Annotated in this window: 14 protein-coding genes; 8 read left to right on the top strand and 6 right to left on the bottom strand. The window is 52.9% G+C overall.

Translation table 11 applies throughout. The annotated features are described in order from the left end of the window. Nucleotides 1–282 precede the first annotated feature (282 nt). Nucleotides 283–4,071, bottom strand: coding sequence for a multifunctional oxoglutarate decarboxylase/oxoglutarate dehydrogenase thiamine pyrophosphate-binding subunit/dihydrolipoyllysine-residue succinyltransferase subunit (locus HMPREF1292_RS09340; RefSeq protein ID WP_023019670.1), 3,789 nt, complete (start codon nucleotides 4,069–4,071; stop codon nucleotides 283–285). A gap of 213 nt (nucleotides 4,072–4,284) precedes the next feature. Here HMPREF1292_RS09340 and HMPREF1292_RS09335 point away from each other — a divergent pair, with 213 nt between their 5' ends. Next, the gene (locus HMPREF1292_RS09335) at nucleotides 4,285–5,862 is read left to right on the top strand and encodes a carboxylesterase/lipase family protein (RefSeq protein ID WP_021353057.1); all 1,578 of its coding nucleotides are present in this window, start codon (nucleotides 4,285–4,287) and stop codon (nucleotides 5,860–5,862) included. A gap of 24 nt (nucleotides 5,863–5,886) precedes the next feature. Further along, nucleotides 5,887–6,582, top strand: coding sequence for a hypothetical protein (locus tag HMPREF1292_RS09330; RefSeq protein WP_023019669.1), 696 nt, complete (start codon nucleotides 5,887–5,889; stop codon nucleotides 6,580–6,582). Between the two features lie 61 nt (nucleotides 6,583–6,643). On the opposite strand, the gene HMPREF1292_RS09325 is transcribed toward HMPREF1292_RS09330, so the two are convergent. Beyond that, the gene (locus tag HMPREF1292_RS09325; RefSeq protein WP_081820563.1) at nucleotides 6,644–7,141 is read right to left on the bottom strand and encodes a hypothetical protein; all 498 of its coding nucleotides are present in this window, start codon (nucleotides 7,139–7,141) and stop codon (nucleotides 6,644–6,646) included. 130 nt (nucleotides 7,142–7,271) lie between these two features. Here HMPREF1292_RS09325 and HMPREF1292_RS09320 point away from each other — a divergent pair, with 130 nt between their 5' ends. Continuing rightward, the gene (locus HMPREF1292_RS09320; protein WP_023019667.1) at nucleotides 7,272–8,528 is read left to right on the top strand and encodes an MFS transporter; all 1,257 of its coding nucleotides are present in this window, start codon (nucleotides 7,272–7,274) and stop codon (nucleotides 8,526–8,528) included. Nucleotides 8,529–8,531: 3 nt separating this feature from the next. On the opposite strand, the gene HMPREF1292_RS10925 is transcribed toward HMPREF1292_RS09320, so the two are convergent. Beyond that, nucleotides 8,532–8,858 carry an arginase family protein gene (locus HMPREF1292_RS10925; RefSeq protein WP_193857581.1) on the bottom strand — a complete coding sequence of 109 codons (327 nt, stop codon included), beginning with the start codon at nucleotides 8,856–8,858 and terminating at the stop codon, nucleotides 8,532–8,534. Between the two features lie 135 nt (nucleotides 8,859–8,993). On the opposite strand from HMPREF1292_RS10925, the gene HMPREF1292_RS09315 reads away from it, so the two are divergent. Next, nucleotides 8,994–10,961 (top strand): DEAD/DEAH box helicase, encoded by a 1,968-nt coding sequence (locus HMPREF1292_RS09315; protein ID WP_023019665.1) that lies wholly within the window; start codon nucleotides 8,994–8,996, stop codon nucleotides 10,959–10,961. Between the two features lie 157 nt (nucleotides 10,962–11,118). Here HMPREF1292_RS09315 and HMPREF1292_RS09310 read toward each other — a convergent pair whose 3' ends face one another. The 3 genes from HMPREF1292_RS09310 to putP all read right to left on the bottom strand — a co-directional run bounded on the left by HMPREF1292_RS09310 (nucleotide 11,119) and on the right by putP (nucleotide 14,230). After that, nucleotides 11,119–11,592, bottom strand: a complete 474-nt coding sequence (locus tag HMPREF1292_RS09310; protein ID WP_023019664.1) for a hypothetical protein — start codon at nucleotides 11,590–11,592, stop codon at nucleotides 11,119–11,121. Nucleotides 11,593–11,660: 68 nt separating this feature from the next. Then, nucleotides 11,661–12,455 carry a DUF1524 domain-containing protein gene (locus HMPREF1292_RS09305; protein ID WP_023019663.1) on the bottom strand — a complete coding sequence of 265 codons (795 nt, stop codon included), beginning with the start codon at nucleotides 12,453–12,455 and terminating at the stop codon, nucleotides 11,661–11,663. Between the two features lie 203 nt (nucleotides 12,456–12,658). Next, nucleotides 12,659–14,230 carry a sodium/proline symporter PutP gene (gene putP, locus HMPREF1292_RS09300; protein WP_021353066.1) on the bottom strand — a complete coding sequence of 524 codons (1,572 nt, stop codon included), beginning with the start codon at nucleotides 14,228–14,230 and terminating at the stop codon, nucleotides 12,659–12,661. 373 nt (nucleotides 14,231–14,603) lie between these two features. On the opposite strand from putP, the gene HMPREF1292_RS09295 reads away from it, so the two are divergent. Genes HMPREF1292_RS09295 through HMPREF1292_RS09280 form a run of 4 tightly spaced genes read left to right on the top strand, consistent with a single transcriptional unit; the run spans nucleotide 14,604 to nucleotide 22,709 of the window. After that, a complete protein-coding gene (locus HMPREF1292_RS09295) occupies nucleotides 14,604–17,708 on the top strand; it encodes a DEAD/DEAH box helicase (RefSeq protein ID WP_023019662.1) in 3,105 nt (1,034 codons plus the stop codon). A 2-nt stretch (nucleotides 17,709–17,710) separates the two neighbouring features. Further along, nucleotides 17,711–18,583 carry an SWIM zinc finger family protein gene (locus HMPREF1292_RS09290; protein WP_023019661.1) on the top strand — a complete coding sequence of 291 codons (873 nt, stop codon included), beginning with the start codon at nucleotides 17,711–17,713 and terminating at the stop codon, nucleotides 18,581–18,583. 29 nt (nucleotides 18,584–18,612) lie between these two features. Next, entirely contained in the window at nucleotides 18,613–19,803 is a 1,191-nt protein-coding gene (locus tag HMPREF1292_RS09285; RefSeq protein WP_023019660.1) for a metallophosphoesterase, read from the top strand. Beyond that, on the top strand, nucleotides 19,800–22,709 hold the full coding sequence (locus HMPREF1292_RS09280) for an AAA family ATPase (protein WP_023019659.1): 2,910 nt from the start codon (nucleotides 19,800–19,802) through the stop codon (nucleotides 22,707–22,709). The genes HMPREF1292_RS09285 and HMPREF1292_RS09280 overlap by 4 nt, the downstream gene beginning before the upstream one ends. The last annotated feature ends 48 nt before the right edge of the window (nucleotides 22,710–22,757 follow it).

Here is a 22,757-nt window from a genome sequence, read left to right as displayed (position 1 = left end):
ATTGGACCCTTGTGATGGCGAACTGGAAAGTTGTGCCGCCTTGGTTGTTCCCGAAGGCTTCGAACTTAAGTTTGCGCAGCAGAAAAGCCATGCAATGGTGCGACGGTGCTGGCTGCAGAGATAGGAAGTCTGCAGCCAGCACCGTCGAAATGTAGCGGTGTCCGTTTGAGGGCGCTACAAAGACCAGTTGCATGGCTTTTTGGGGCTTACGGTGATGCAAGACAACAGATGCCTTGGCTCACCGCAAGCGGGTTAAGCGAATGCGCGTACTGGAACCAGGTTTTAGTCAGCGAATGCTTCGTCGATGAGCTGCTTCTGCTCCAGCTGGTGCACCTTAGCAATACCGGTAGCCGTCGAAGACTGTGCACGGCGAGAGATACGACGCATACGAGGCATATCTGGAATCAGCTCGTGCAAATGCTCGTTGTAGAACGGCCAGGGGCCCTGGTTAGCTGGCTCATCCTGAACAAAGCGAATCTCTTCTAAGTTCGGGAAGCTGTCGAATGCTTCCGACAGGCGGTTGAACGGGATTGGGTGCAGCATCTCGATACGGACAATCGCGATGTCTTCACGCTCATCCTTTTGGCGACGCTTTTCCAATTCGTAGTAGACCTTACCGGAACACAGCATTACAGTTTTCACCTTGTCTGCGTCACCGATGACGTTGTTATCGGCATCGACCAAACGAGGGTCGTTGATAACAGAACGGAAAGAGGTTACCTCGGTAAATTCTGCTACCTCAGAGGTTGCAGCCTTTGCACGCAACATAGATTTCGGCGTGAAGACCACGAGCGGACGAGACATTGTGCCCAGTGCGTGACGACGCAACAAGTGGAAGTGGTTTGCTGGCGTCGATGGCTGGGCGATGGTCATGGAGCCTTCTGCAGCTAGTTGCAGGAAACGCTCAATGCGCGCAGAGGAGTGGTCGGGGCCTTGTCCTTCGTAACCGTGTGGCAAGAGAAGGATGACCTTGGACAACTGGCCCCATTTAGCCTCACCAGAGCAGACGTACTCGTCGATGATGGTTTGCGCACCGTTGACGAAGTCGCCGAACTGCGCTTCCCAAGCAACAACAGCATCCAAGTTACCGACAGAATAACCATATTCAACGCCCAGTCCAGCGAACTCGGTTAACGCCGAGTTGTAGGTTTCGAAGCTGCCGCCATTGCCGGTTTCTTGAGCCAGTGCGTGTAGCGGGTTGTACTGCTCAGCGGTGTTCGGGTTGAAAGTCACTGCGTGGCGCTGAGTGAATGTACCGCGTTTGGAATCTTCACCAACCAAACGAACCTGCTTGCCTTCACTCGCCAGAGAACCCAGAGCAATGAGCTCGCCCCAGCCCCAGTCAATACCGCCTTCGACGGCTGACTTGGCACGTTTTTCCGCGATTGGTGCGACGCGGTCGTGTAGCTCGAAGCCTTCTGGCAGATTCAGATAAGCTTCACCCAGCTCACGTAACGTATCTGCCGAAATTGAGGTATCCAGACCGCGAGTCAGCTCCTGAGAAGCGGCAATACCAGTTTGTTCTTGCGGCCCATTTTTTTCGGCTTCTTTAACCTCGTTAAACACGGATTCCATCTGGTCGCGGAAGTCTCGAGCGGCCGCCTCAGCGTCTTCCTCAGAGAGGTCACCACGACCGATGAGCTCATCAGTGTATTTCTGGCGAACCGAATCGCGGTTTCCGATGCGCTCGTACATCAGTGGCTGGGTCATTGATGGGTCGTCTGCCTCATTGTGTCCGCGCAAGCGGTAACAAATTAGGTCAATAAAGACATCTTTGCCGAAGCGTCGACGATATTCCGTGGCCAACTGACCAACCCAAACAACAGCCTCCGGGTCATCACCGTTGACGTGGAAAACTGGGCAATCGAAGCCCTTCGCGAGATCTGTGGAGTACAGAGTGGAGCGACCAGAGTCTGGAGTAGTCGTGAAACCAACCTGGTTGTTGACGACTACGTGGATGGAACCACCTACGTTATAAGCATCTAGTCCCATCAAGTTGATGGTTTCTTGCACAATGCCTAATCCAGCGAAGGATGCGTCTCCGTGCAGCAACAGAGGCACGACTCGCTTGTCATGGCTGCCTTCGATGCGGTCCAGGATGTCTTGTTTTGCCCGGGAAATACCAACTACCACCGGGTTGACAGCTTCCAAGTGTGAAGGGTTCGCAGTCAAGGTGACCTTGATTTCACCATCACCGAACATCTGGAGATGCTCGCCTTCAGCGCCGAGGTGATACTTCACGTCACCGGAACCGCCAGCTTGGCCGCCCTTGTAGTTACCGTCGAACTCGTTAAAGACCTCTGCCAGTGGCTTGCCGACGATGTTGAACAGCACGTTCAAACGACCACGGTGTGGCATGCCGATGACCACCTCGTCGAGGTCTTGGCCCGCGGCGGTGTCGATGACCGAGTCCATCAGAGGGATCAGAGCTTCTGCGCCCTCCAGGGAGAAACGCTTCTGGCCGACGTACTTTGTCTGCAGGAAGTTCTCAAATGCTTCAGCAGCGTTCACCTTTTGCAGAATGTATTTCTGTTCGGCATTGGTTGGCTTTGGCATTCCGGCTTCAAGGGCATCGCGCAGCCATTCACGCTCATCACGGTCCATGATGTGGGTGAACTCAGAGCCGACCTTGAGCGTATAGGCGGCACGTAGGCGTGAGAGAACCTCACGTAAAGTCATGGATTCTTTACCGCCGAATCCACCGACATGGAAGGTGCGGTCCAGATCCCAGAGCGTCAGGCCATGGGTGCGGATATCCAAGTCACGGTGGTCTGGGGAAGGCAAGCCCGGTTGCTTCCAACGCAGCGGGTTGGTATCAGCAATCAGATGACCACGCGAACGGTATGCCTCGATGAGGTTCATGACGCGGGTGGACTTATCGATTCCTGTGTTCGGGATATCTTGGGCCCAGCGCATTGGCTCATAAGGAATTTGCAGGTCGGAAAACAGCTCATCCCAGAAGACGTCGTCGACAAGTAACTGTGACATGGTGCGCAGGAATTCGCCGGATTCTGCGCCTTGGATGACGCGGTGATCATAAGTAGAGGTCAGAGTGACCAAACGGCCGACTCCAAGTTCTGCCAGACGGTCGGAAGAGGCACCAGCAAACTCGGCAGGGTAGTCCATGGATCCAACACCGATGATGGTTCCAAGCCCCTTGGTCAAACGCGCAATGGAGTGTCGGGTGCCGATGCCACCTGGGTTGGTTAGGTTAATCGTTGCACCTTGGAAGTCGGCTGCGGTCAGTTTATTTTTGCGGGACCGCGCTACGATGTCGTCGTAGGCTTCGATGAACTCGGCGAAGTTCTTCTCCTGCGCCTTTTTCAGTGCGGCAACTACTAGCGCGCGGGAACCATCCTTTTGGGGCAAGTCAATGGCCAAGCCCAAGTTGATGTCTTCTGGGTAAACCACGGTGGGTTTTTTGCCATCAACAAGTTCATAACGCACATTCATGTCAGGGTGCTTCTGGGTCGCCTTGACCAGGGCATAACCGATGATGTGAGTGAACGAGATCTTGCCACCACGGGTGCGCTTCAAGTGCTCGTTAATTAGGGAGCGGTTTTCCCACATAAGCTTGACTGGAATATCACGCACGGAAGTAGCGGTTGGAATCTCTAGAGATTCATCCATGTTCTTGGCAATGGCTTTAAACATGCCTTTGAGAGCCTTGGATTCGCCGCCCTCGTAGTCCGGTAGTTCGTCTAACGGTGAAGGTGCCTTCTTCGGCGCTTTTGGAGCGACGTCGCGCTTATCAACGCCTGCCTTGTTCTTAGCCTTACGTGCAGATTCTTCTACTACAGACTCACGTTGTTCCCGCTTATGCGACAACGATTTCTGTGTCGGTGGTGCCACACTAGCAGCCTCTTTTCCACCTTGAGCTTTTTGGGCTTTGGTGGTGCCGGCGGTTTCCTCGGAATTGGCTTCCGATGACTCGGCAATGCTGGATGGGGCGCCGTGCTTATCAAATAACTCGCGCCATTCTTTATCCACCGACTGTGGATCTTTCTTGTACTCCTGGTACAACTCGTCTGCTAGCCAGGTGCTCAAGCCGAAGGGATTGTTAGTGCTCACGGCAGGTGCTCGCCTCTTTCCGTTAATTTGCGTGCATTCGTTTAATCTGCGCATTTGCTGTCTGACTTACGCTCTTTTCAAGCTTAATAGACAGTTTGCATTCATTCTACGCGCTTATGCGTTGTGTAATGGCACCTCATATGCCAACGCGTGTATTTCACTGCTTGCGACGGTACGTGCTAATCCTTGCTGGGGTAACTAGCCTGGGGCATTATGGATGAATCGTCACACCTGACGTCGGATTATCCGCGGGTACGCATCAGTAGTGGAGAAATTCAAGGTGAATTCGCTCAGGACGGCACTATTGCAGTCTGGAAAGGGGTCCCGTTTGGTGCGCCTACGGGTGGTGCAGGGCGGTTTCGTCGGCCGAAACCACCACGGCCATGGCAAGGAATTTTAGATTGCACACGCTACCAATCACCGGCCCCGCAACCGAACTATGGACTCAGTGAACGGCTCATAGGGGATGAGGATTGCCTCCATTTGGACATTGTGCGTCCACATTCCGTGGAAAGATTGCCGGTTGTGGTCTATTTTCACGGTGGTTCTTTTCTGATGGGTGCAAGCCATCAAAACATGCTGCGAGGTTATCGCTTAGCCCGCGTAATGAATGTTGTTTATGTATCTCTGAATTTCCGGCTTGGCGTGCTTGGCTACCTCGATCTACGCAGTCTGGGTGGAGATTGCGTCGCTAATCCTGCTTTGTGGGACCAAGTTTTGGCCTTGGAATGGGTTCGTGAAAATATCGCGCAATTTGGTGGCGATCCGGATTCGGTGACGATCATGGGGGAGTCAGCGGGGGGAGCTGCCGTGTTGGCACTGTTGTGCTCACCGCCGGCGCACGGCCTTTTCCATCGCGCAATTGCGCAATCACCGCCTATCGGATTGATTCATTCTAAAGCACAGTCACAATTATGGGCGCGGCAACTGCTGACCCGTTTGGGATTGTCGCACGACAGTACAGTAGAAGATCTGCGTACTTTTAGTGCGGATGAATTAGTGCGTGCTGGCATGTCTATGATGTGGCGAGCAGGGGAGTTACAATTCCTGAACTCGACGTTCGGGCCGACGGTGGAGTCGGAGTCTCTGCCGGAACACCCGATGGTGGCATTTCAGCATGGCAGGCAGGCACGTGTTCCTTTGATGTTGGGAACAAACCTGGATGAAGCAGGGATTACCCGCTATTTTTTCCAGCGAACGGCTCGGCGTGCTAAAGCGGGGCGACGCTTGCTCTATCCCTATGATCCAGAACATACGGATACCGTTTTGAAAGCTTATGGTGGCGCGCGCAGCCGTGCGGAATTTGCAGACTTAGTAACGGATGCTTTGTTTTGGGCACCGACTGTGCGGATCGCTAGCCATCACAATGAAGTAGCCCCAACCTGGATGTATCGTTTTGATTTTGCCCCGCAACTAATGCGGAAGCTCGGAATTGGCGCTGCCCATTCTGCTGAGTTATCAAATGTTTTTGGCACCCCGGAAGCTTCGAAAACTCGTTTACTCTCCAAAGTTGGACGTGATGACGAAGCCATGCAGCGGCTGACCGCAGAAATGCAGCGTCATTGGGCGAGTTTTATTTCTAGTGGTCAACCGGGTTCTGACTGGCCGCAATATAAACCGCCGACTGATCAGCACCACTCACGTCCAACTATGGTTTTCGATGCGCAGTCTCGTGTGGAATACGACCCTAAAGCTGACAAGCGTCGAGCTTGGAAGGGATATAACGTGCTGGAATGGGGCGCTGGGCGTCCAGAATTATTGAGAGATTTAGGATTCCGCGTCGATGATTAGCTTTACCGTAGTAGATTAGCGCTTATGAGCTTCTTTGAAGATATAGCTGCTGCCCTCGATGCCGAAGGGGTGGAATCACGCGTAAATGGCGATGTGCTGTTTGTGCCAATAACCTCGGATATAGAGATTCAGTTTGTGGAAATTGATGCGGTATTGCCAGCCGCAAATGTCTATATTGCGGCGGCTGATGTTGACGAAGACGATGAATATTTCGAAGCTGCGCTGGTGTCAGTAGCATTTTCTGTGGAAGATGCCGTGGCTACTGTCGCCGAGCATATTGCTACAGACCAAGTGGTCACAGTCCTCCGCGATTTGCTGGAGGGACGGGACGAACGGATCGCGGACTTAGAATTTGAGCATCACCATCATGATCCTGCGGTGGTGCTCGCGGACGTTGCAGAAAATTCTCATTTGCGCGTGTCAGTGGAATTGTCTGACGGAGTACCAACCGCCAGCTTGTCTTTCCTGGCTTATACCCCCGATGCGAATGCGGAATTGATATCGCCCTTAGGCGAGCCTGTTGATCAAGATGACCAGGACACTGACAGTGATTTTTCCGGAGTAGGGGATTTGGAGTATGGGGGAGAGCCTGAAATTCTGGAGTTGGGAACTTTCACTGACTTTGACCGGCTGTTTGAGGTCTTGTCCTTATGCGTTGAGCAGGCCGACGACTGGGAACTCCAGCTAAAACCGTGTGATGACGGCATTGAGTCACAATAAAAATTTGTGTTGTGCCCTTAGCTCCCTGGTTAGGAACACAGCATAGATCTCAAAAGGATTTCTATGCTGCTTTAGAAAAACCTGCAAACATTGAAGCCGGTGAGTGTATCGGCACATAATTTGCATCAACGAGCCAAACGTAGATTGCCGCGGTGTCATCTTTCCTGTCGATGAGGTGCACTGCATTGATCATGTCCTGGGGCACGATAGCCCGAATCCAGGCCTCGGCCACAACCATGGGCGGAGGTGTTCCGGCCGGGTCTGTGAGCCGTACGCTGACGGCATAGGCTGGGGTGCGCTGTTCGCCGTATCCGCGAATTCTTGATTGCGCTAGCGGGCCAACTCGGTAACGTGAAAGAGTTGCTTTCAGCTGGCGATGTTTACCGACTGCAAGGGTCAGATGTGGCGGACGCCAGTTTGCCATTGGTCGTGCTAGTGAACGCGGATGATGTAGCACACTGTCCAGCTTGAAGAGCTGATCACTCGCGGTTGTCTGAATCTCGGTTACAACGTCACGGGTGGTGTGCGAGATGTGCGTAAGTGCGTGTTGTGTAGTCATACGCTGGATAATAGGGAACTGGGAGCACACGAGATATAAAAAGTTCGAATTTTTGTTCGTTATGTGTTAGGTGTGATTCTGGCTGGTTACACCACACTGATAGTTCTTGCGGAGTAGGCTCGCAAGAACTATGCCTATTGCGAACCCCAATAAAGATGCTTACGAGCCTGAAAGCCAGTCAGAACGGCCGCAGATCCCCAAAGAAATTTGGGTCCTGGTCGCAGCGTTTTTCTTGGTTGCTTTGGGGTACGGTTTAATAGCGCCTTTATTGCCACAATTCGTCGTGAGCTTTGATGTTGGCATGGCCGCTGCAGGGGCTGTTATTTCGGTGTTTTCCGTATCGCGTCTCATCTTTGCGACAGGTGCGGGAATCTTAGCTGACAAACTCGGTGTTCGGCGGGTATACATAACGGGATTGCTGCTGGTCGCGATCAACACCGGACTCATATCTATCGCACAAGAATATTGGCAAATTTTGTTGCTGCGCTTTTTAGCAGGAATCGGTTCCACTATGTTTACCGTTTCTGCAATGGGCCTGATCGTGAAACTCGCACCGCCAGAAATTCGAGGTAAATGTTCTGCCACCTATGCCACGAGTTTTTTGTTAGGCAGCATCCTCGGGCCATTAGTGGGTTCAGCTCTTGCTTTTTTGGGTTTTCGGTGGCCGTTTTTGATCTATGGTATCGGTTTGTGTTTCGCAGCGGTGGTGGTCTGGGTATTAATGCCGAGAATGAATGCTTCGACGCAGCAGCCCACGAACAATGCGAAAATGACTTATAGGGAAGCTATGCAGGATACTGCATTTCGTAGCGTGCTGGTGTCGAATTTTGCGCATGGCTGGGTCAATATGGGGGTGCGCGTCGCAGTCATTCCATTGTTTGCTGCTGCGGTATTTACCGATAGTGCAGCTGCTGCCGGGTACGCGTTAGCTGCCTATGCAGCTGGTAACGCCATAGTATTGCAGTTTTCGGGTCGATTAGCTGACCGGATCGGCCGTAAGCCCATGATTGTGGTGGGGTTCGCAGCTAGTGCGCTTTGTGTCGGGCTTTATGGAACAGCAGACACATTGTGGCTTCTGCTTGTTCTTTCAACCCTGAGTGGTGCAGCAGCTGGGATTGCAGTTCCTGCGCAGCAGGCAACACTGGCTGATGTAATTGGCAATGAACGCTCCGGAGGCAAAGTCCTCGCAGCATTTCAAATGTCCATGGACCTTGGGATGATCTTCGGTCCTCTCGCGATAGGTGCTGCCGCTGATAATTGGGGCTTTACTTGGGCATTCTTACTCAGTGCTGGAGTAGCTGCGTTGGCATTCTTTGCTTGGATCCCGGGACGTGAAACCTTGCTTAGCCGTGACGCTAACCTTCAGGAAATGCCTGTTGCGCGGTAGCGACTATTTTTGCAGTTTGGCATGCTCGTTCTGGGCGCCTTCCATATCGGTGCCGTTGACTGTGACGGTGCCGGCGTCGTATCGGGGTAGTGCGTTGTGAACTGGAAGGTTAGCTAGAGCTTCGCGGAGTACATGCGGGCCTTCGGCGGCGCCACGACGGCATCCATTACGCCGGGCTCCTTCATCACATGCGAAGCCGAGAATTGCGGCTCCAGGGTTGCTTCGTATTGTGTCGATAACTGAATGCCAACGGTGGAATTCTGGACCATCGCCATCGTGTCGACCATCCCAGTGGTGTGGAGTAGAGGAAACAGCTGAATGAGAAGTCATGCCACAAGTATAGAGAAAAATAATGTGTTCCACCTCACTGTTAGGTTGGTGGCTTTGTGCTGTGGGGAACTCGGGTGTGCGAAAATTGGCGCTAAATGGTGTTTTTCTGTTTGCTGACGTAGTGTGTATCAGGCAATGAGCATTACCGATAACGCCACCGGCGGCGACAACGAGCCGGATAACTTCAGTCAGTCTCCATCGACTAGGTCGGAATCTCAGGAAAATTCGCAAGGCAACACCAAGGACACCGCAGGTGCCGTTGCTAAGAGTGGCGAAACTTCTGAGCACACCGACGCTGCAGCGCAAGCTACGGCCAACGATAGTCCTCAGGGTTTTTCCAACCTCGACCTGCCTACCAATGTGGTAGAAGCGGTAAAAGCCGTAGGTTTTGAAAAGCCATCTCCAATTCAAGAACAAACCATCCCGATCCTTATGCAGGGTCGCGATGTGGTGGGCTTGGCTCAAACTGGTACAGGAAAAACTGCAGCTTTTGCTTTACCTGTTCTGGCTCAGCTGGACTCCACCGAGAAATTCCCGCAAGCTTTGGTATTGGCACCTACTCGCGAGCTAGCACTGCAAGTTGCAGATAGCTTTGAGTCTTTTGCCAAACACCTCGGTGGTATCGAGGTCTTGCCGATCTATGGTGGGCAAGCCTACGGGATTCAGCTAGCCGGGTTGCGGCGTGGTGCGCAAATTATCGTCGGCACGCCTGGCCGTGTCATCGACCACTTGGAAAAAGGCAGCCTGGATATTTCCAAGCTTCGGTACCTTGTGCTCGATGAAGCAGATGAAATGCTCAACATGGGGTTCCAAGAAGATGTTGAGCGCATTTTGGCCGATACTCCTGAGGAAAAACAGGTTGCATTATTTTCCGCCACAATGCCCAATGGTATTCGCCGCTTATCTAAGCAGTACCTGAATGACCCAGCAGAAGTAACTGTTAAGTCCCAGGCGCGTACTAACGAAAACATCACTCAGCGCTACCTCTTTACGCAGCACCGCGCTAAGTTTGATGCGTTCATCCGTATCTTGGAAGTCATCGATTATGACGGCATGATCGTGTTTACTCGCACGAAGCATGAGACAGAAGAAGTTGCGGAAAAACTGCGTGCAGCGGGTTATAGCGCAGCGGCAATCAATGGTGACATTGCACAAAACCAGCGCGAACGTACCGTTGAACAGCTGAAGTCTGGTCGTCTAGATATTCTGGTTGCAACTGATGTTGCCGCACGAGGCCTAGACGTAGAGCGTATTTCGCACGTTATTAACTTCGATATCCCTGGCGATACCGAGTCTTATGTGCATCGTATCGGCCGTACAGCTCGAGCCGGACGTAGTGGTGAAGCGATCTTGTTTGTAACTCCACGCGAGCGTCGCATGCTACGTTCCATTGAGAAAGTTACCAAGGCGACGCTCGAAGAGATGCAGTTGCCGACGGTTGATGAAGTAAATGAAGTGCGAAAGAAAAACTTCGCACAGAGCATCACTGAGGCGCTTGCAGCGAAGGACAAAGATTTCTTCCGTACCATGATTCGTGAGTACTCGAAGAACAATGACGTTGCCATGGACGATATCGCTGCAGCTCTGGCTGTGAAGATGCAAGGCGACAAAGAATTCCTGCTGAAAGAACAGCCGGCTGATAAGCGCAAAGACCGTTTCAATGATAAACGCGGTGGCCGTGACTTTGATGACCGAGGTGGCCGTGACTTTGATGACCGAGGTGGACGTGGTGGCCGTGATCGTGGCGGTCGTGATCGCGGTGGCCGGAATAACCGAGATGGTAACTTCCAGCCTTACCGCTTGGCAGTGGGTAAACGCCAACACGTACGTCCAGGTGCCATCGTCGGAGCATTGGCAAATGAAGGCGGTTTGAGTAGCAAAGATTTCGGCCGTATTAACATCGGAGCCGAGCATACGATTGTTGAGCTGCCACGCGATTTGGATCCCGCAGTATTGGACCGCTTGTCTGATACCCGGATCTCTGGTGAATTGATTAAGATCCGGAAAGATCATGGAGCGCCATCGCGTGGTGGTTTCAGAGGCGGTGACGGCGGTGGTCGGCAGAACAAGGGCGGCCGCAAAGGCGGAAAATTCCGTAATTAGCGAGCTCCCGTCCAGCCTGCTAGCTTATTATCCTGAGCTAGTAGGGTGCTCTAAGTAGCTATGCTGTAGATAATTAACGCCCGGGCCAGGAAAATATTCCTGGCCCGGGCGTTGCTGTTTGTTGGCTAAGCTACGGGAATTCTGGGATCTGTTTGACTTATACGAACATCAGAACCATAACCACAATCCAGATGAGATTAAAGATTCCGGCGTACATAGATAGTTGTTTCTTCACCTGAGACCAGCTAGCGATCTTGTCTTCTTCTGGTGAAGCCTCGCTTTCTGGAAGCATCCCCAATACTCCCAAGGCGGTGCGTTGGCGTGGAAGAATGACCACGAGCAAGATAACCCAAGCGATAATTGCCAATAAAATCGATGCGTGGAATTTACCTTGGGTGCCGTAGGTTTCCATATCGCTAAGGAAAACTACGAGACCCAACAGCGGAACAAGCGCGGACAGGAAGCCGTAGGCTTTGGTGATCCGGTAGAGGACTGAAGCCGCACCTTTTGCGGTAGCGGTACCGGATTTGGCTTCTTGGATTTGTGCAGGGAATGCAGAAGTAGCAACCATTAACGGGCCGATAAACAGTACCGCCGCGACTATGTGCAGAATAATCAAAAAACTTGTCATGGACTATCCCTTTCGGTAAGGAAATTAATGGGGGCAAAAACTCCGCATGCCACTCTACCAGCGCATAGTTAGTCAGCGAAGAGACCGAAGAGTCGGCACGCCTTATTCATTCGCTTAACGTCTGGTTCGGGAATCGATAGCTCATAGAGCACTGCGATATATGCAACCCTGCGAGCGTACCAACAATGTGCTGAGACGTCAGATGGCATCCACTCGTTTGGTAGGGAGTCTGATTTTTCTCGGTTTGCACTTGCATCGGTAGGAACCAAGTTCCGGTAATCGTTTGCAAAATCTTGGCGACGGGTCTGTTCCCAGGAATGTGCCCCTAAGTCCCAAGCCGCGGAAAGCGGGAAAATATGGTCAATATCTACGTGGCGCGCTGAATCTACAATCGAAATTGAGCCACCGGCATATTCATCCCAAATCTCGATATTCTTTATCTTGCAGGATTCTGGTTTGGTGGGCTGTGGTAGTTCATTGGAGTGACGGCGATATTCTTCAGAACGTGGCTGCATATTCGATGCAAGAAGCACGGCTTCTCGCGTCGAGCAGGCTCCTTGTTGGCCCCAACCACGGCCGAAGCGGTCCCGTTCGTATCCTGGAATTTTTTGCCTTTGTGGTGTCGTTATTAATTGGTTCTCTAACTCCTGCCACTCAGGGAGCATGAGGGCGTTGTCATACGTCGTGGGGTTTAGTTTGGACCATGCACCCATCACCAATGCAGTTATGGTTGCTATGGATAAAAGCAGCAAAAATGCACGGTAGATCAGCGTGCCTACCGAATGTGAGCTGTCAGATTTAGCCGATGGTTTTTCCGGCTCTGCGGTCTTCGTGCGAGTCAGCGGCATCAGTTGAGCGGTCATAAGCGATTGGACGGCAAAGATTGCACTAAAGTTCCATGCTCCACTAAGCCAACCGATATCGCCTAATTTGCGAACAGTTTCCGTACGACCATAAAAATAGCCTTTGGGCGAGATGTTGCTCGCCCAAAGGCTATCGATGTCTTATATTCCCGCAGCCGTAGGATCTCGTGCCACGAGAATAATCGGAGGTGGAAAAGAAGAAGTTACTTCTTAACCTCTTGTGCTGCCTCGTCGAAATCTACGTCTTCGTTCTCGGTAGCAATGTCAGTCAATTTGGAAGCCTGATCGAACTGCTTCTTGACCTTTGTCTCTGGTTCCTTGGTTGCCAAGGTGACCAGTACCAGCACAATTACCGAGGCGGCGAAACCTGGCACGATTTCGTAGATGATGTCGGAGAACCATACGCCCCAGACAACCGAGACGATTGCACCGGTGGCCATACCGGCGATAGCACCAGGAGCGTTTAGGCGCTTCCAGTACAGGGAGAACAGCACGACTGGACCGAATGCGGAACCGAATCCTGCCCAGGCGAATCCAACCAAGCCAAGGATGGAATCGCTTGGGTTCACTGCCAGAATTCCTGCAAGAACGGCAACGGCAACAACGCAAGTGCGGGACAGGTTGATCAGGACCTGCTCGTTTGGCTTGCGCTTGGCGAACATCTTGTAGAGGTCCTCGATGAGAGAGGAGGACACCGCTAGTAGCTGAGAGGACATGGTGGACATGATCGCTGCCAGAACCGCAGTCAGGACCAAGCCTGCTGGCAATGGGTGGAACATTACCCGTGCCATGTCCAAGAATACGGTCTCGAAGGAATCCTGATCGGTGATGGAGTTACCGGTCTGGGTGAAGAAGACAGTAGCGACCAAGGCTACGAATACTGCGCCAATGACGCAGAGCAGCATCCAGCCGATACCCCAGAAACGGCCGGCGCGGGCGTCGGTGGAGTTACGCAGAGCCATGAAACGCACGATGATGTGTGGCTGGCCGAAGTAACCCAAGCCCCAAGCGAAGTTACCGACGATGGCTGCCACGGCTGCAGCAGAACCAACGTTGAACAAGTTAAAGAATTCGGGGTTTGCTTCAACAACGCCGTCGGTGGCGTAGTTGTTGTTTGCTGCGAAGCTAAAGATATCGGAGCCGTTGTCCAAAGAAACGAACGCCATGACCGGAACGATCATCAGGGACAGGAACATGATGATGCCCTGAACGGTGTCGGTGTAGGAAACCGCTAAGAATCCACCAATAAAGGTGTAGGCAACCGTGATGGCAGCCACGATCAGCAGGCCTAGCAGGTAGTCACCATCAAATGTTGACTCGAAATAGCGGCCGCCGGCGACCATGCCAGACGAAACGTAGAAGGTAAAGAAGAAGATGATAACCGCTGCGGACAGAACACGCAGGACACGGGATTTATCTGCTAGGCGGTTTTCGAAGAAGGAAGGAACCGTAATCGAGTCATCGGCGATCTCGGAATAAGCACGCAGTCGTGGGGCGACAACCTTCCAGTTGACCCATGCACCAATCGTGAGGCCGATGGCGATCCACAGCTCAACCATGCCGGATGCGAACAAAGCGCCCGGAAGTCCCATGAGCAACCATCCGGACATGTCCGATGCGCCAGCGGATAAGGCGGCCACGAACGGTGGTAGGCCACGGCCGGCGAGGACGTAGTCGTCGTATTGATCTGTTTGTTTATAGCTCCAGTAGCCAATCGCGAGCATCCCGAACATGTAGATGATGATCGCGATGACAAACCAGGTTGATTCTGTCACCGTTACTCCTAATAAATAGACATCTGACGTACTGTAAAATACGTGTTTCTTGTACACGGCCTGGCGTTAGTCGGCCAGGCAAGAGTTTTTGTCGAGCTCTGCTTACCACTGAAAACCTGGCAGCCTCCTGCGTGGTCAAGCCACCGCGAGCACCTTGTCGGTGGTCACTGTTGTTGACGTGCACAGCAAAACGCCTGGTTTTTGTGGACCAATGCCTTACCGTAGTGAGAATTCGCAGCTCACCCAAATGTTAGCTGCGTCAAACTCAGAGAAATATCAGGATTTTTAGGCTCTTAGCAGGGAACACTGACAAAAGTAACAGAATAATAACAATTGGATTCTGTCGCGATTACGAACTGGTAGTCTGTCCATTATGTCTTCGTTCCTTCTGCATGGTCTATGGCTGCCTGTTTCTGGCTTGAGTTTATGGATCGAGAGGGTAGAAGGGCGGAAAATTGTCCTACCGGAGCAGGTCCCAGCGGGTACTTTTCCTCCGATCGTGGAGTCTTTGTTGCAGCGGCGGAGCTTCCGTAATCGTGCGCGAATATCCTTGCGCACCCCCAAGGGCAAAGACGTCTCGCTTATGGTTCCGATGGGGCTTTTTGCCCCAGAAGATTCTGTGAAAATCCTGAGTGAACTCGAGTTTCTTGACAGCGCATCCCCTGCGGCAACCGAATCTCAGCGCAATGCGATCGCTCCGGATTTATATTGGCTTATTCGTATGTATACGGGGCTGACGAAATTCGTTCAGGCTGGGCGAGTCACTATACGGTTGAGTTATCAAGCAGGTGAATGGTTCCCGCAGTGGCACCTTGCTACCGGATTGTCAGAACGTGGCTGGCTTAGCGAAATGATTGCTGCATGTCCGGGTATTTTGACGGTAAATAACCGTGATCTTTCCGATGAGCTGTCCCACCACCTGGTGCATTGGATAACCATTGCGCAGTTACAGTCATTAGCTAGCGAACCCCGCCCTTATCCATGGCATGATTTTTCGCAAGCTCTGTTGAAAGGTCAACCTATCCGGCGGGGTAAAGGAGCGCTTTTACGTGGTCTAAACGACTGGAACGACTCGATTACTTCTGTTGATTTGCAATTAGTCGTGATTGTGAATGAACCGCCAGATGAACCGGATGCGCAGTGGCCTATCCGAGTGCAAGTTCGTTCCGGAACAGATTCTCCACAGCCCATTCGTACAGACCAGCTCGACCACTCGAGCGTCGAGTTGCTTCGTAAATCGCACCTGGAAGCAATCCGGGTGTCGCCGATGTTGGAACCAAACCTGGACCCGGTAGAGCGCATGCGTCGTCGGCACGACGATGCTAATGCAGGTGATTGGGATGTCTACGTCGATACCGAAGATGTTGTGGACTTCGTGAGTTCAGACATTACTGATCTTCGTACAGCGGGGTTTACTGTCATGCTGCCACGTGCCTGGTCGCAGCTCGAAACCACCGCCAAACTAGAAACTCGCGAGGTCAATGAGAAAGCAACCCAATCGCAACTGGGCATGGATAAGCTCGTGCAATACAACTGGCGGCTTTCCATCGGCGACCAGGAACTGAGCGACGACGAAATGTCGGAATTGGTGAACTCGAAATCCGGCTTGATCAAGTTACGCGGTAACTGGGTTATGGCAGATACGCAGGCCCTCAACCGCATCAGTAGCTATATGGATCAGCTGTCGGAAACTGCCACGAAGCGCGCGAAAAAGCGGATGGAAAAAGCCGCACGGTTAGCGGAGATGGCACGCTTGGCGGATTCCCCCGACGCTGACGAACTGGCGGCAGAAGCCGAAAGATTGCGACAGGCCTATAACGACGCTGTCAAGAACAACGCAGGTGCCGCCCATGCAGATGGCGCACCAGGCAATGGGGGTTTTAGTGCCCAGGAAGTGACCGTCGGTGATCTCCGCGAGCTGGCGCTACAGTCGATGGCCGATGAGCCCATCGAATTTACCGGATCGAACTGGCACGCTAGCCTGCTCGGAGGCATGGAAACACCAGCACCCCAGAGGGTAGAGATCCCAGATACCGTGCATGCGCAGTTGCGTGATTATCAGCGCCGCGGCGTGGATTGGATGTACTGGATGTCGCGCAACAACCTGGGGGCTGTGCTTGCCGACGACATGGGCTTAGGAAAGACACTGCAACTGTTGTCTTTGACTGCGATCGAAAAACACCGCGAACAATCGACTGGTCCCACACTCGTCGTGGCGCCGACCTCAGTGGTAGGAAACTGGGCCCGGGAGGCAGCGAAATTCGTACCTAGCCTGCGAATCTTGGTGCACCACGGCAGCCAGCGTGCCACTGGTGATGAGTTTGTTCGTGTGGCGACAGAACGTGATCTCGTTATTACCTCGTATGGCACTGTGAGTCGCGATTTTTCTGCTCTGGGACGCATAGAATGGGATCGCGTAGTGCTAGATGAGGCGCAGGCTATTAAAAACTCGTCGACCCGTGCGTCGAAAAGCGTGCGTTCTTTGCCTTCTCGCCATCGCATTGCTTTGACGGGTACCCCGGTAGAAAACCGCTTGTCCGAGATGCGTTCCATTGTCGATTTCACCAATCCGGGTGTGCTGGGCTCGGCAAGCTTTTTCCGACACCACTTCGCGAAACCAATTGAACGCGATAATGATGAGGCATTAACGGATCGGTTACGACGTTTGACAGCACCGTTTATTCTCCGGCGACTGAAGACAGATCCCGCCATCATCGATGATCTTCCGGAAAAAACAGAGGAAGTGCTCACCGTCACGTTGAGCGATGAACAGGCTGCCCTGTACAAAGCTCTAGTTGATGACGTGCAACGCCAGCTCGAGACCAAAGATAAAGGCATGGCGCGCCGGGGCATGGTGTTGGCCAGTCTGACGCGGATGAAACAGATTTGTAATCATCCGGCACATTACTTAGGCGATGGCTCACCAGTGACGCTGAAAGGCCAACATCGCTCAGGAAAAATTGAGAAACTCATGGAGCTGGTGGATCACGCCGTGCAGTCTGGCCAGCGCATGCTGGTATTCACGCAATACCGGGCATTTGGGGAGATTCTGCAGCCATATTTGAGCGAGCAACTCGGAGAAAGCGTGCCTTTTTTGCACGGCGGCGTTCCGCAACAAAAGCGCGACCGGCTAGTGAGTGATTTCCAGGCAGACGACGGTCCGGCCGTGATGATTCTGTCGTTGAAAGCAGGCGGGACCGGCTTGAATCTCACTGCGGCCTCGATGGTTGTGCACATGGACCGGTGGTGGAATCCGGCGGTGGAAAACCAGGCGACTGACAGGGCTTTCCGCATTGGCCAGCAGAAGAATGTGGCGGTGTATAAGATGATCAGCGCTGGGACGATGGAGGAATCCATTCAGGATATTCTTGACGGAAAGACACATTTGGCAGGCGCCATCGTGGGTGAAGGTGAAGGCTGGATTACTGAATTGGACCCACAACAATTGGCAGAATTAATGAGTTACCGTGAGCAATAGCTATGAATGATAAGCGTAGGCAGAATGGGGTACCCAAGGGTGTGAAAGACTCTGAATCGGATTCCGGGTCGGATAATGTCATTTATGCGAACTTTGGGGCACGAAAGCGGGTAGAAAAAGCCCCTGATTTGCATGAGACCGTCCGACAAATGCAACGCTCACGCCCATTGCAGGGATCTGCTGGCTTGGAGCTACGTCGGATGATCCTAGAGAATGCGGATAACGGACGCTATCAGCGTGGTATCGATTACGCCCGCAGCGGTCATGTAGTGGAGATCGATATTCACAACGGTGCTGCGCATGGCAAGGTAGCCGGCTCACAGAATCAACCGTTTTCGGTGCTTATCCAACTCCCGCCGCGGTCGGTTTCTGAATTGAACTCCGTAGGGCGGATGTTGGCCGAAACTTCCGGGGCGATGGAGCGAGTTCGTGCCGGTGAGCTTGCCGACGACGTCCTGGCAGTGCTGCTGGCAGAAGATGATAGTGATATTCGCTGTTATTGCGATTGTCCCGACAGTGCGTGGATCTGTAAACACCTGGTCGCATTTGCCGAGGAGCTGGGCGGAAAATTGGACGCCGATCCGGCAGCCGTTTTTCATCTGCGCGGAATCTCACTGCGGCAACTCGAAGAGATGATCGCTGCCTCTGCACAGGACGTCGCCCGCAAAGCCACCGAAGATGGTGCAGAAACTTTTTGGAGTGGCAGGGAATTACCAGCCGTGCCCAGCCCAAAGATCGCCCCTGCGCTGGATGATTCAGACCCAGACCTTCTGCGCAAAGCATTGCGCGCGGTTAGCCACACCAATATTGATTTGCTGCGTGCCGTATCCGATATCGAAGATATGTACCATCATTTAACGCACAGGAAGCAGTAATGTGAGACGGCTGTGTTAACAATGTAGTTGTGAAGCATTCGAGCACAGATCAGACCGTCACTTTCCTCCACACTTCCGATTTCCAGTTGGGTATGCATCGGCGTTTCCTTGACGGCGATGCAGGCGCACGCTTTGAAGAATCACGTCTGTTAGCGATTGAAAAATTAGGTGAGCTTGCTCAGCAAGAAGGCTGCGCGTTCATCCTTGTTGCAGGTGACGTCTTCGACGATAATTCCTTAGAGCGACGGACATTAGATCGCGCATTAGAGACGATGCAATCGCTACCGGTGCCGGTGTATTTGCTTCCCGGAAATCATGACCCACTCGTGGCGGATTCCATCTTTTTCAGTGCACGGGAATTGTCCAATATTCACGTCATCGATAACAACACGCCACAGGAAGTAGCAGATGGTGTCGAACTCGTTGGCGCTCCCTTGCTGGTGAAAAGCCCGGACCATGATTTGGTAGCTGCCGCACTAGAGGGGCTGAAACCAACAAATGCCATCCGCGTGATGGTGGGCCACGGGCAGGTGGAATCGTATGGCGATGAGATCAAGCCCGATTTGATTGATCTGAATTGTGTGGAAACAGCTTTAGAGTCAGGGACTATCGATTATCTTGCTCTTGGTGATACCCATTCCACGGCGTCACTGGGCACCACCGGAAAAGTATGGTTCTCCGGGGCACCAGAAACAACGGATTTTCATAAAATAACGGACTGGGGTTTTCCCACAGACGGCGGAGAAACCGATTCTGGGAACGTGTTGGTCGTCAGTATCACCAAGCCCGCCACACACTCCGTGCAGCAAGCAGCAGTAAGCGTCGTCAAGCACACTATTGGCCAGTGGCAATTTCACGCACTTCAACCCGAACTCGATGATGCCGCTACCGTTGATGGGTTTCTGAGCTACCTGCACAGTTACGCCAACAAGCGACGCACGGTGGTGAAATATTATCTGCGCGGTGCGTTGAGCTTGACCGATACCATGCGGTTGGAGCGTGAGTTAGCGGAGCTTCGCCCTAGCTTCGGGGCACTGTATGAATCGCGGTCGTCGCAGGGGCTGAATCTCCAGCCAGAAGCAGATGAGCTAGAAAATCTCGACGTTAGTGGCTATGCCCGGGCTGCGCTTGAAGAGTTGTTGAATGATGCTGACCACGACGATGCCGCGCGTGACGGCGCACACTTACTATTCCGATTGACGAAGGAGGCGCGCCGATGATGCGTATACACTCACTCAACCTGCACAATGTCCGAGGAATTAGCCAGCTGGAGCTTTCTGAGTTACCCGAGACAGGCGTCGTCGTGATTCATGGTGATAATGAGGCGGGAAAATCCACCATCATGGACGCCATCGACGCGTGCCTGAATTATAAGTATTCGGGGTTTCCGAAGGATATTAAGTCTCTCGTTCCTGCCGACGGTTCCGGATGGCCAGAGATACGGCTTGACCTGTCGATTGGTCCGTACCGCATGGAAATCTACAAACAATTTTCCAGCTCGGCCGCGAGCAAAAAATGCGAGCTGAAATTCCAAAGCCCGAAAAAAGCAAGTTTGCGCGGTGATGAAGCCGAAAACGAGTTCCGCGCGATCATCAGTGAATATCTTGATACCGACCTGTTGGATGCATTGTTTGTCCGACAAGGAAAACTACACCATTCGCTCGCCGCAGCCGGCATCCCTAGCGTGGAAAGCTCATTGCAATCCGGGCATATATGGTATGAAGGCAACGGCTCCGTGAATACGACGGCGCAGGACATAGCAGGCACAGCAATCGAGAACTCAGAAAACGTTGACTTTTCTCCTGTGTCAGGCACGAGCACGGAACAAGCGCAGGAAGAATCACGGCTGCTTGCGGCCGTCAATGCAGAATACGCACGTTATTACACTGCAAAGACCGGTAAGCCTGCGAAAGAATTGAAAGCTGCAGAAGAAGAACTCAACGCTGCTCAATCCCGTTATGACGAGGCAAAAAAGCAACTCGACCACGTAGCTGGATACGTCGCAGAATACGAAGAACTCAGTGAACGTGAAAAACTCGCCGCGGGCGAAATCCCCGATGCAGAGCACGAATATGCCAATTCGGAAGCTGCGAAGCAGAATGCGGAAACAGTACAGCAACGGCTGAGCGACGCTGTGGAATCGGTACGGCAAGCAATGCAGCAGAAAAATTCGCAATTAGAGCTATTAGAAGCCCGTACTGCTCTGATCGACGAACTTAAGCAGGAGCAATCGCGCCGGGACGAACTGTCAGAGCAGCTGCAGCAGGCAGAAGAAGCGGCAAGGCAAGAAGCAGTAATCATTGACCAGCTGCAGGATACGAAAAACAAGGCTGATGCAAAATACCGAGCGCAACGGGATCGGCACAAGGCAGTCCGTGTGGCCTCGAGCAAACTACGCAACGCACAGCGGGCACAGGAACTGCGTCACTTACTAGACCAGGTAGAGGGGATTGATACAAAGATCGCGGAAGCTCGTGCGGAGCTGGCGGCTCTACCCGCGTATATAGATCGGTCTGCATGGCAACGTCTGCGCCAAGCTCATGATGATGTGGTGGTTGAACAAAAGCTTGCCGACGCCCATGCTGCGCGACTGGAACTGTGTGCAGGTTCTCCAACTACGGTCACTGTCGTAGATGACACCGGTAGCCGCGAAATTTCTCTCGGGTCGCCTGTGCTGAGCGGGGCCGGAGAACATGACGAGCAAGCTACCGAAAAATTCCAGCCGGAACACAGCCTTGCGCTTTCCGACGGCATGTCGGTGCAGTTCGGCGATATTACTGCGATTTATCGCAGTGCACAGCGGGAACAGGAAGACACCCAGTCCGCGCTATCTGCACTGGAACAGGCTCGGGCACATTTAGACGAACTATTGCGTGAATTCCAGTGTTCTGATCTGGAGAGTGCAGAAAAGATTTATACCACGTGCGATGCGCTTGATGGAGAAATCACTGCTTTGCGGAACCGGCGAGCTGGTGTCGTAGGTGATAAGGATATCGACGATGTGGTCCAAGAGCTTGCCGGGTTAGATCAGTATGCCAATGATGGTGGAGTCGCGGATTCGGGTACTGAACCTGGCACCGAAATTGCCACCGAAACGAGTGCGGACCAGCTAGCAGGATTGACTGTTGATGAGATTGCAACAGAACTGAGTACTGCCGAAGCAGCTGAAGAACAGGCCCGTGAAGAATTGGAAGACGCAGCAAATAAGCTTGCAGTTTATGATGGTCGGCCTGCCGAAACGGAGGCGATGCGTGTGCGTGAACGCTACGGTCTAGCCACTGAGCGCGTTGTTAATGCTAAAGAAAAAGTTTCGGTGAGTGCGGATTCTGCTTCGATGGAGAAGCTGCGTGAAAATGTTGAACTTGCGAATATGCATTGGCAGCAAGCGATCAACGAACGGGAAGCTGCACAAGCCGCTGCCGATGATGCTGATGTTTCCATGGCCATGCGGAACTGGGAGGGTGCAAAAGCCCATCTTGTTCAGTTACAAAGGACCATACGCGAAGCCGAGAATCGTAAACTAGCCCTAACCTCGCACATCGAGGCCGCTACCGGAGCGGCGGAGCGGCTACACAAGGCCGAGGCGCAGCTGGAGAACCGAAAAGCTGACTATGCCGTCGTCGAACGACGTGCCCACGCTGCAGCCCGCCTTCGGGAGACGTTAATCCGGCATAGGGATGCTGCACGCCAGCGATACATGGAACCATTTGCCCGCGAGCTTGAGCGTTTCGCCCGCGTGGTTTTTGATCAATCTGTCAGTTTCGAATTAGATGAAAGCCTCGCGATTTCTCAGCGCATCATTGGTGATGAGGCTTTAGAGACTGAGCATCTATCTGGCGGAGCCCAGGAGCAATTGGCGTTGTTGGTTCGTTTTGCGGTTGCTGCATTGACTGCTCACGGCCAGCAGGGCAGTACTGCTGCAGGTGAGCTGCCAATAATTCCTGTGCCGGTTATGGTCGACGATGCGCTGGGATCGACTGATGCACGACGGCTCCGGCTTATGGCGACGTTATTTAGTGAAATTGCCCGACAGACTCAGGTATTCGTGTTGACGTGTATGCCGGAGCGCTATTCCCGGGTGGTGGGCGCCCAGCGCTATTCGATGCGTGAATTGACCGCCGGTTAGTTCATTAAGCACGCATCTGAATAACCAGCAGGATAGTGATCAATCCGG

The sequence above is a fragment of the Corynebacterium sp. KPL1995 genome, assembly GCF_000477935.1.
Classification (GTDB): domain Bacteria; phylum Actinomycetota; class Actinomycetes; order Mycobacteriales; family Mycobacteriaceae; genus Corynebacterium; species Corynebacterium pseudodiphtheriticum.
Note: the sequence above shows the minus strand (reverse complement) of the source record. Positions and strands in the feature narration are given on the sequence as shown.